Source organism: Streptomyces sp. NPDC006510, assembly GCF_040611955.1.
Taxonomy (GTDB): Bacteria; Actinomycetota; Actinomycetes; order Streptomycetales; family Streptomycetaceae; genus Streptomyces.
This window is the reverse complement of sequence record NZ_JBEXPH010000253.1, coordinates 1-9,988: the sequence shown is the minus strand read 5'-3', so window position 1 is coordinate 9,988 and position 9,988 is coordinate 1. Positions and strand designations below refer to the sequence as shown.

Annotated in this window: 7 protein-coding genes; 5 read left to right on the top strand and 2 right to left on the bottom strand. The window is 70.9% G+C overall.

The features are described 5' to 3' along the window. Positions 1–50: 50 nt before the first annotated feature. Together ABZY11_RS39550 and ABZY11_RS39545 are read right to left on the bottom strand one after the other, a co-directional pair. On the bottom strand, positions 51–1,349 hold the full coding sequence (locus tag ABZY11_RS39550; RefSeq protein ID WP_356483807.1) for a hypothetical protein: 1,299 nt from the start codon (positions 1,347–1,349) through the stop codon (positions 51–53). Then, a complete protein-coding gene (locus tag ABZY11_RS39545) occupies positions 1,346–3,325 on the bottom strand; it encodes a transglycosylase domain-containing protein (protein WP_356483808.1) in 1,980 nt (659 codons plus the stop codon). The genes ABZY11_RS39550 and ABZY11_RS39545 overlap by 4 nt, the downstream gene beginning before the upstream one ends. Before the next feature lie 521 nt (positions 3,326–3,846). Here ABZY11_RS39545 and ABZY11_RS39540 point away from each other — a divergent pair. The 5 genes from ABZY11_RS39540 to ABZY11_RS39520 all read left to right on the top strand — a co-directional run. Beyond that, positions 3,847–4,914, top strand: coding sequence for a pyridoxal-phosphate dependent enzyme (locus tag ABZY11_RS39540; protein WP_356483806.1), 1,068 nt, complete (start codon positions 3,847–3,849; stop codon positions 4,912–4,914). A 2-nt stretch (positions 4,915–4,916) separates the two neighbouring features. Then, positions 4,917–6,143, top strand: coding sequence for an MFS transporter (locus ABZY11_RS39535; protein ID WP_356483805.1), 1,227 nt, complete (start codon positions 4,917–4,919; stop codon positions 6,141–6,143). A gap of 59 nt (positions 6,144–6,202) precedes the next feature. After that, positions 6,203–7,276 (top strand): ornithine cyclodeaminase family protein, encoded by a 1,074-nt coding sequence (locus ABZY11_RS39530; RefSeq protein WP_356483804.1) that lies wholly within the window; start codon positions 6,203–6,205, stop codon positions 7,274–7,276. Positions 7,277–7,287: 11 nt separating this feature from the next. Next, the gene (locus tag ABZY11_RS39525; protein ID WP_356483803.1) at positions 7,288–8,103 is read left to right on the top strand and encodes a class I SAM-dependent methyltransferase; all 816 of its coding nucleotides are present in this window, start codon (positions 7,288–7,290) and stop codon (positions 8,101–8,103) included. Further along, a partial coding sequence (locus tag ABZY11_RS39520; RefSeq protein ID WP_356483802.1) for a non-ribosomal peptide synthetase occupies positions 8,100–9,988 on the top strand: 1,889 nt, incomplete at its 3' end. The genes ABZY11_RS39525 and ABZY11_RS39520, both read left to right, overlap by 4 nt.

Here is a 9,988-nt window from a genome sequence, read left to right as displayed (position 1 = left end):
GTCGACAAGGACGAGCCGTTCGGCCGGGCCGCGCTGCCCGGGTTTGTCGCCTAGTGCTTCCAGCTCGGTGGCTGGGCGGGGTCCAGGGTCCGCCACTGCGCGAGGACCTTGGGGTCCTGCGCGTCGAGCCAGTCGGTCAGCTCACGGAAGGACACGCAGCGCACCTCCTTGCGGGGGCAGACCTCCCGCATCGTGTCCTCGACGGCGTCCATGTAGATGCCGCCGTTCCAGTCCTCGAAGTGATTCCCGATGAACAGCGGCGCGCGGCTGCCGTGGAACACCCGGTTGAAGCCCGCGACATACGCGTTCCGTGCCTCCTTGCGCCAGGTCTCGTACTTCGCGGGGTCGCCCTCGGTGCTGCCCTCGGACTGGTTGTAGAGGAAGTTGAAGTCCATGGAGAGCACCTGGAAGTCCTTGCCGGGGAACGGCAGCATCTGGAGCGGCAGGTCCCAGATGCCGTTCTTCTTGGACGGCCAGGTCTGGAAGTCGCCCGGGGAGCTCGCGTCGTAACGCCAGCCGAACGGCTTGCTCGCCGGCAGCAGGGTCTTCTGGCCCTCCAGGCAGGGCGCACGCCCGCCGACGACCTCACGGGTGGGGTCGAAGGGGAGCGGATCGAGGTCCTTGAAGCCGGTGTTCGTCTTCCAGTTCTGCACGAAGGAGTAGAACTGGCCGATCTCGCTGATCCACTCGCTCTTGCTCCAGTCCCCACCGCCCTTCTTCTCGCAGAAGTGGCCGTTGAAATGGGACCCGATCTCGTTGCCCTCCCGCCAGGCACCGCCGAGCTGCTCCAGCGTCATCCGGATGTGCTCGCGTGTCGGGTACGAGATCGCGGCGGCCCCGGCCTTGTGCTGGGGCGGCCGGTAGAGGTCCCGCTTCTCCTTCGGCAGCAGGTAGATGCCGGTGAGGAAGAACGTCATGTGGGCGTTGCTCTCCTTCGCCGCACGGCGGAAGCGGGAGAACATGTGGTCGTCGCCCTCCAGCGCGCCGTCCCACGAGAACACCACGAACTGGGGCGGCCGTTCGCCCGGCTTGAGCCGCTCGGCCTTCAACTGGGCCGGCTGCGGACCGGTGTAGGACGTGGAGCCGTCCCCCAGGATCTTGACCTTGCCGTCCCAGTCCTCCTCCGTACTCCCTCCGCCCTCGCGGTGCTCCCGGGCGGTCGGCGTCGGCGCGGCGATGGTGCGGGTGCCCTGCTGCGGGGTCCGGCTGTCCGAGGTCTCGTCGGACAGCAGCGGGACGAGCGCCGCCGAACCCGACACCACGAGACATGCCGCGAGCCCGAGGACGATACGGGGTGTGAGGCGGGCCCGCAGGCGGCGCACGGTGGACTTCGCTGTGGTCTCTGTCACTTCGTCGTGGCTTCCATGTATGTGTTCCAGATCTGGGTCGGGAGCTTCACGTCGTCCGCCCGGCCACCGGCCAGCCCCTTGAGCGGCAGTGGCGCGAGGCTCTTGGCCAGGTCCATGCGGTAGACGACGACGGCGGTGGAGGCGGCCGGGTTGTATCCGACGTACCAGCGCGCGGTGTCGTCCTCGGTGGTTCCGGGCTTGGTGGCGGTCGGATCGGCGAACGCGACACCGCCCGGGCCGGGCCGGGTGAGCGATCTGGTGACCTCGTCGGCGACGTCGGACCGTACGGCGCGTCTCGGCCGCGGCAGGTCGAGCCGGACCGGCTCGCCGTTGCGTGTGACCTTGCGGACCGAGTACGGATCCGTGTGCACACCGCGGGCCGCGAACGTTCCGTACGCGTCGGCCATCCGGATGGCGCTGGGGGTGGAGTTGCCCATCGAGAACGCCGGAACGGGCGGGCCGAAGCTGGAAGGGAGCAGCCCCGATGCCTCGGCCGTACTGCGGACCTGCTTCAGCCCCGCGTCCATGCCGAGCTGGAGGAAGGGGGAGTTCGCGGACTTCGCCATGGCGTCGTGCAGACTGATCCGGCCGAAGGAGACGCCGCCGTCATTCTTGCCCTTGACCATCTTCCCGCTGCGGTCCCAGTAGGGGCCCTCGGGTGTCATGACCGGTATGTCGTCGTCACCGTCGTACTCGGTCGACGGTGTGACGGTGGCGCGTGGACCGTTGCGCTGGCGCGTCACACCGTGTTGCAGGCCGGCGGCGTAGACGAAGGGGGTGAACGCCGAACCGGCCGGGACGGTGCCCGCGTTGGATTCGTTGAACGCCTGCCGCTCGAAGTCCGGTCCGCCGTACACCGCGAGGATCCGGCCGTCCGGGGCGACGGACGCGGCCCCGAAGCGCACGAACCGATCGGCCTTGCGCTGCTTGGGATCGAGGGCGCCGCGCGCATCGCGGACGGCCCGGGTGAGGGCGGTCATCCGAGGCTTCTCGAACGTGGTGTAGATCTGGTAGCCGCCGAGGTCGAAGCGCGCGTCGGAGATGTGTCCCGCCCGCTTGGCGTACGACTCGGCGAGCTGGACGAGATAGCCGTCCTGCCCGCCCGCGCTGTTCGGCCGGTGCGGGGGCTTCGGCTCGGGAAAGGTGGTGTACGTGGCTCGTTCGGCGGCGCTCAGCCTGCCGATCTTCACCATGCGGTCCAGCGTCCACCGCCACCGCTCGACGGCCCGCTCACGGTTGCGGGGGTTGACTGCCGGATCGTACAGCGAGGCCCCCTTGAGCAGGGAGGCGAGGAACGCGCCCTCACTGGCGTTGAGCTGGGTGACCTCCTTGCCGTAGTAGGCCTGCGAGGCACGCTGGAGACCGTAGGTGCCCCGGCCGAACCAGCTGGTGTTCAGATACTCCTGAAGGATCTTGTCCTTGCTCAGGCGGCTGTCCAGCTTGACGGCCAGCAGCATCTCGGTGAACTTCCGCGAGAAGGACTGGTCCTGCGACAGATAGACGTTCTTGACGTACTGCTGGGTGATGGTGGACCCGCCCTGGGTGTCCCCGTCGCCGACCGTACGCCACAGCGCGCGGGTGATCCCTTGCGTCGATATGCCGTGGTCGGAGTAGAAGTCGGCGTTCTCCGCCGCCAGTACGGCCCATCGGACATGGTCGGGGATCTTCGACAGGGGCATCTCCTGGCGGCTCACCCAGCCGGTCCGGGCCATCGGTGTGCCGTCGGCCCAGTAGTAGACGGTGTCCTGCTGGGTGGCGAACGCGTTGAGGTCCTCGGGTATGTCCGTACGGGCGTAGGCGATACCCACCACGGTCGCCAGGGTTGCGGTGAACATCAGCACCGAGCCCAGGACCAGCCGCCACGAGGGCACCCATCTCCGCCAGCCGCGCCGTCCCGCGCGCGGATAGTCCGGTCTGCGCGGCAGCCTGGCGAACGGCCGCTTCGCCTGTTTTCGGCGCCCCGTCCCCGGAACCAGTGCCGCCCGTGCGGCGCACGCCGCCCTGCTGAGTCTGTTGTGCTGTGTCATTCCGTCCAGCCATGACAGGCCGGGCCGGTCGCAGACCGCGACCGCGCCCGTGCAGTGGTCATTGAGCGCCCGCCGCCACACGCCGGCACGTCGGCTCCGACACAGCAAAGGCCAAAGCATGACCGAGAGTTGTGTCGCGAAGTCACGTAAAGATAACAGGCCGCCGGGAGAGGTCGTGTCGGACGGCGCCCCTGCTCGTCGAGGCCCGGCCGACGACCGCCCCGGCCGTCCGGACGGCCCGGCATCAAACCGGCCAATTCGATTCACCGCACTCGTCCGGGTCCGCCACCGCACCGGACCGCTTCTTCGCCTTCACCGGCCCCGGCAGCGGTCGGCGGACGGGAACGACGGGGCGTCAAGCACCGTTCCGGCCAACAGCGACACGCGCGTGTGCGCAGTGCCGTGGTGGCACGGGGGGCCTCCTGCCTAAGGTCTGACTGCGCGCAACTGGGACGGCCGGTCGATCCACCATGGTCAAACGACGCATCGCACAGGGGGAAGCAGTGTCGCGTGTCAATCCCGTCCTGGCACGGGGCCTCACCACAACTCCCTTACTCCGCCTGGACGTCGCCCACCGGGGTCGGGTGCGGCGTCTGGGACTGAAGCTCGAAGAACACGGCCCCACCGGATCGGTGAAGGACCGCAGCGCCGTCGGACTGTTGCGCGCGCTGCACGACGAACGGCCGCTCACCCCGGGCACGGTGGTGGTGGAATCCACCTCGGGCAACCTCGGCCTCGCCCTGGCCCGGCTGCTGCCGACGGTCGGCTGCGACTTCCTCGCCGTGGTCGACCTCAAGACCCCGCACGTCACCCGCCGCAGGCTCGCCGACAGCGGAGCCCGGGTGATCGTCGTGGACGAACCCGACGGCCTCGGCGGCTACCTGCTGAGCAGGCTGCGCCGAGTGCGCGAGCTGTGCGCGGACAACCCCGGATACCGCTGGCCGGACCAGTACGAGAACTGGGCCGCGCCCGACATCCACCGGCGCACCACCGGACCCGAACTCACCCAACAGGCGGGACCGGAGCTCGGCGCGGTGTACGTACCGGTCTCCACCGGCGGCACCCTCGCGGGCATCAACGCGCATCTGCGCGAGCACCGGCCCGACGTCGCCGCGGTCGCCGTGGACGTACGCGGCTCACTGGCCGTCTCGGGCAGCGCCGGACCACGCCTGGTCCCGGGCATCGGAGCAAGCCGGCCGTCCGTCTTCCTGAAGGGGCCGCACAGCTACGACCGCGCGATCCACGTCGACGACATCGAGGCGATCGCCGTCTGCCGGATCATCGCCGAGGACGTCGGGCTCGCACTCGGCGGCTCCAGCGGCTGCGCCGTCCGGGCGATGCTGACCGATCAGGAAGAGGCCGGGACGGACGGCCGGCTCGCGGTCTGCCTGGCCGCGGACGGCGGCGCCAAGTACCGCGACACCCTCTACTCCGACGACTGGGCGACCGAACAGGGTGTCGCCAAGGAGATCACCTCCGCCGTGGCACAACTGCGCAGCGAGGGCCTCTTCTTCGACCGAAAGCACCAGGAGCACTGAACATGGGCACGAGCACCACCCTTGACCGGCCGCGGACCCGCCCCGGCCACCGGCAGTTCCTGCCGCTGGTACAGGCCGCCACGCTGATCGAGTGGACCGGAACGGGCCTCTTCCTCGCCGTCTCGACCATCTACTTCGTCAAGGTCGCCCACCTCAGCACCTCGTCCGTCGGCACCGGCCTGACCATCGGCGGGGCCGTCGCCATCGCCGCCGCCGTGCCCATCGCCCGGCTGGCCGGACGCTTCGGGCCGAAGCCGGTGCTGATCGGTGTGATGCTGCTGCGCGCACTGGCCACCGTCGGATACCTGTGGGTGGACGGCTGGTGGAGCTTTCTCCTCGTGGTCGCCGTCATCGCCGTCACCGAGCAGTCCTCACCCCCACTGGTCCAGTCGTACGTCGGTGCGTGCGCCCCGGAGAGCCTGCGCGCGAAGGTCATGGCCGTGCAGCGCACCGTCGTCAACCTCGGCATCAGCCTGGGCGGGCTGATCGCCGGAGTCGCCCTGGGATCCGGCGCCCCGGGAGCCTTCCGGCCGCTGCTGATCGGTGGCGCGCTCGCCTATGTGGCGGTGGCCGCGGTGTACGCCACCGCGCGGCGGGAGGAAGCCGCGACGGCGGTCGGCGGCGCCCGGGTGGCGGAGCTGCTCAAGGACCGCCGGTTGCTCGGCTTCACCGCGTACAACGCGCTGGTGTCGCTCTGGATGCCGGTGCTCAATGTGGCCTTCCCACTGTGGCTCGTCACCGAGACGGACGTACCGGAGCGCTATGTCGGCATCCTGTACGCCGTCAACACCGTGCTGTGCATCGCCCTCCAGTACCCGCTCAACCGCTGCTACAGCACCACTCGCCGGGCATGGTTCTCGTACGCGGCCGCGGCACTGCTGCTCAGCTGCGGCGCCCTGGCCTTCGCCGCCGCGCCCGGCTTCGGGGCGCGGGAGGCACTGCTGGTGCTCGGCGCGGCCGTCGTGCTGCTCACCTTCGCCGAACTGCTCCAGGTCGGTGCCTCGTGGACCCTCTCCTTCGACCTGGCACCGGAACAGGCGCGCAGCGCCTATCTGGTGCTGTTCAACACCAGCCGCACCGTGGCCAACCGGGTCGCGGGCCCGGTGCTGATGACCGGTGTCGTCCTCGCCCTCGGCACGGCCGGCTGGATCGCGCTCGCCTGCGTACTGCTGCTCGGTGCGCTCGTCCCCTTCGTGACGCTCCGCACAGCGCACGCCACCGGCGGCTGAACCCGCTCCCGCACCGTCCCCACCGCAACCGACCATCTCGCCAAGGAGCCCCGCCCGCCATGGACTTCGAGCAATACCCCGACAGCCACTTCCGCTATCTGACCCGCGCGGACGTCATCGCGGCCGCCCGCGACGTGGACATCGTGGCGGCGGTGGCCGAGGCGCTCAGGCTGCACTCCGCCGGACAGTCCGTCCTCCCCGAGGAGGCCTACCTCGGCTGGACGACCCCGCAGGGCGACTCGGCCAGGCTGCTGGCCATGCCCGGCGCCCTCGCCCAGGAGGGGCGGCCGCCGGTCATCGGCATGAAGACCATCAACGCCTCGATCGGCAACCCGGGGCGCGGCATACCCCGCTCCCAGGGCTTCACCCTGCTCCTCGACCCGGAGACCGCCCGCCCCCTCGCCCTGATGGAGGCCGCCTACATCAGCGCGATGCGCACCGCGGCGGTGACCGCGCTCGCCGTGCGCCATCTGGCGGTGGCAGAACCGCGCGGCCTGGCACTGATCGGTTGCGGCGCCCTCGCACAGGCGCACATCGCGCTGCTGCTGCGCACCGTGCCCACCCTGCGCCGGATCGCGCTGTACGACGTGGCACCCGACCGGGCGAAGTCCGTCGCCGACCACATCGCCTCGCTGCCCGGTGCGGCGGACATCGGGACCGTGGTCGCCGACGGGCCGCGCGAGGCGGTACGGGACGCCGAACTCGTCGTGCCCGTCACCACGGTGACCCAGGGATACATCGAGCCGGACTGGCTGCGGCCCGGCGCGCTCGTCTGCCATGTCTCGCTGGACGACCTCACCGAGGCCGCCGTGCTCTCGGCCGGCACGGTGATCGTCGACGACTGGAGTCTGGTCCGTGACGACCCGCGACGGCTGCTCGGCCGGATGCACCGGGCGGGCACCCTGCTCGGTCCCGACGGCACCCCGCGCCAGGGAGTGACCGCGCAGCCCGGTGCCCGGCCCGTCGACGGCACGCTCGGCGATGTGCTCGCCGGACGGCACCCGGGCCGCCGCGACCAGGACGAGATCGTGATCAGCAACCCGTTCGGGATGTCGATCCTCGACGTCGCCGTGGCCGACCGCATCCACGCCCGCGCCGAAGCCGCCGGTCTCGGCGCCCGGCTCACGCTCTGAGGGGGATCCGCATGACGATCGATCAGAACATCCAGGAGATCAACCGCACCATGTGGTCGTACGGCGAGTACCGGCACGTCGCCGATCTGCTGCGGCCGGGCGCCGTCGAGCTGGTCGACCGGCTCGCCCCGGCGCCGGACACCGCCCATCTCGACGTCGCCACCGGCAACGGCAACGTCGCCCTGCTGTCCGCCCTGCGCGGCTGCGTCGTCACCGGGCTCGACCTGACCGACGAGTTCTTCCCCGACGCACGCGAACGCTTCGCACAGGCCGGCGTCCAGGTGGAGCTGCGCCGCGGCGACGCCCAGGAACTCCCCTTCACCGACGCCTCTTTCGACCTGGTCACCTCCACCTACGGGATCCAGTTCGCGCCCGACCACGCCGCGTCGGGCGGGGAGATCGCCCGGGTACTGCGGCCGGGCGGCCGGATAGGCATGTGCAACTGGACGGCACGCAGCTGGACCGCACACTTCCAGGAGATCCTCTCCGCCTACTTCCCCTCGCCCAACGGTCATCAGGGACAGCCCATGCTGTGGGGCTCACCGGACTACCTCGCCGAACTCCTCGGCCCCGGATTCACGGTCACCTCCGAACGCCGGGAACTCTTCTACCCGTTCGCCACGGCCGAGGAGCTGGTGACCTTCTTCGAGAACTGCTTCGGACCCTGCATCGCGGCGAGGAACACCATCTCGCCGCCCTCGCGATGGAAGGAACTGCGGGCGGAAATGGTCGAGATGACCGAGGGATTCCACACCACGGACGAGCGCGGCACGGGTGTGCCCGTCGAGTATCTGCTGGTCATCGCCGAGAAGCGGGCGGCCCGGTGACCGGCCTGCCCGAGCAGTACCCGCGACTCCCGCTGGCCCGGGGAGCGCGGGAGGGTGCCGTCGACGCGGCGCTCACCCGCCGCGAACCGTACGCGCTGGACGAAGGAGTCCACGCCCATGTCGAGCGGTTCGCGGCCGCACACCCCGACCGGACCGCGATCGAGGACGGCGAGGTGTCCCTCGGGTACGCCCGGCTGGCCGAGCGGATGCGTGGCACCGCCGCACAGCTGGCGGCCGCCGGGATCTCGAAGGGGCAGATCGTCGCGGTCGGCGGCCGGCGCGGCGCCGACGTCGTCACGGCCTTCCTCGCCCTGGAACTGCTGGGCGCCGTCTACCTGCCGCTCGACGCCGGCTGGCCCGCCGCACGCGTCGAATCCCTGCTCACCGACAGCGGCGCGGCACTGATGCTGACCACCGGCGCTCCGGCGGACAGCGGGGAACTGGTCAAAGGCGCCCGCGCGGCCGACGTACCCACCACCACACCGCGACCGGCGGCCCCTCCGTACACCCGGGCCCTGCCGCCCGCCCCCGACGAAGTGCGCTACGTCCTCTACACCTCGGGGTCGACCGGCCGCCCCAAGGCCGCGATCGTCGAGCACCGGGGGATGCTCAACCATCTGTGGGCCAAGATCGACGACCTCGGGCTGACCGAGGACGACCGGCTGGCCCAGACCGCGCCTCTGAGCTTCGACATCTCCGTCTGGCAGATGCTCGCCCCGCTGCTCGTCGGCGGCCGGGTACAGATCTTCGCCGACGAACAGGCACAGGACGGCGCCCTGCTGCTGGAGGAGCTGCGCGGACGCGGAACCACCGTGCTGGAGACCGTACCCACACTGATCCGCTTCCTGCTCGACGCCCAGGAGACCGCGGGAGTCCGGCCCGGCGCGCTGCGCTGGATGATCGCCACCGGCGAGGAGCTGCCGCCCGCGCTGGCCCGGCGGTGGCACCACACCATGCCGGGTATCCGACTGCTCAACGCGTACGGCCCCACCGAGTGTTCGGACGATGTCACCCATGCCGAACTCGGCCCTCCGGCCGCCGGAGTACGCCATCTCCCGATCGGCTCACCCATCGGGAACGCCGAACTGTACGTACTGCGCGAGGAGAACGGTCGGTGGCACGCCTGTGCGCACGGGGAGACGGGGGAGCTGTTCGTCGGGGGACTCGTCGTGGGCCGCGGATACCTCGGTGACCCGGAGCGCACCGCCCTCGCCTTCTTCACCGACCCCTTCGGCGACGGCGGCGGACGCCTCTACCGCACCGGGGACGCCGTACGCGTGCTGCCGGAGGGGCAACTGGAGTACCTGGGCCGGGTGGACCGGCAGGTGAAGCTCGGCGGCGTACGCATGGAGCTCGCCGAGATAGAGGCGGTGCTCGGCGGCCACCCTGCAGTCGCCGCCTGCGCCGTCACCGTCCACACCCCCGACGACACCGGAGCCCTGGTCGCCCGCGAGAGCGCGCACACCCCGGTGGCCGGACAGCCGCCCCGGCTCGTGGCCTACGTCACCGCCTCCGGCGACGAACCGGCGGAGGCATCACTGCGTGCCCATCTGAGCGACCGGCTCCCCGCGCCCATGGTGCCGCACACCTTCGTCGTCCTGCCCCGGCTCCCGCTCACCCGCAACGGCAAGACGGACTACCGGGCCCTGCCCGTACCACCGCGCCGCAGCCGCCCCGACACCCGCCCGTACACGCCACCGCGCGGCGAGGCGGAGACCGCGATCGCGGCCGTCGTCGCCGGACTCCTCGGCACCGGACGGGTCGGCAGGAACGACAGATTCCTGGAACTGGGCGGCGACTCGCTGCTCGCCATGCGACTGGTCGCGGCCCTGCGCGAGACCGGATCGGCGGCCGGCCTGCGCGACGTGCTGCGCGACGGCAGCCC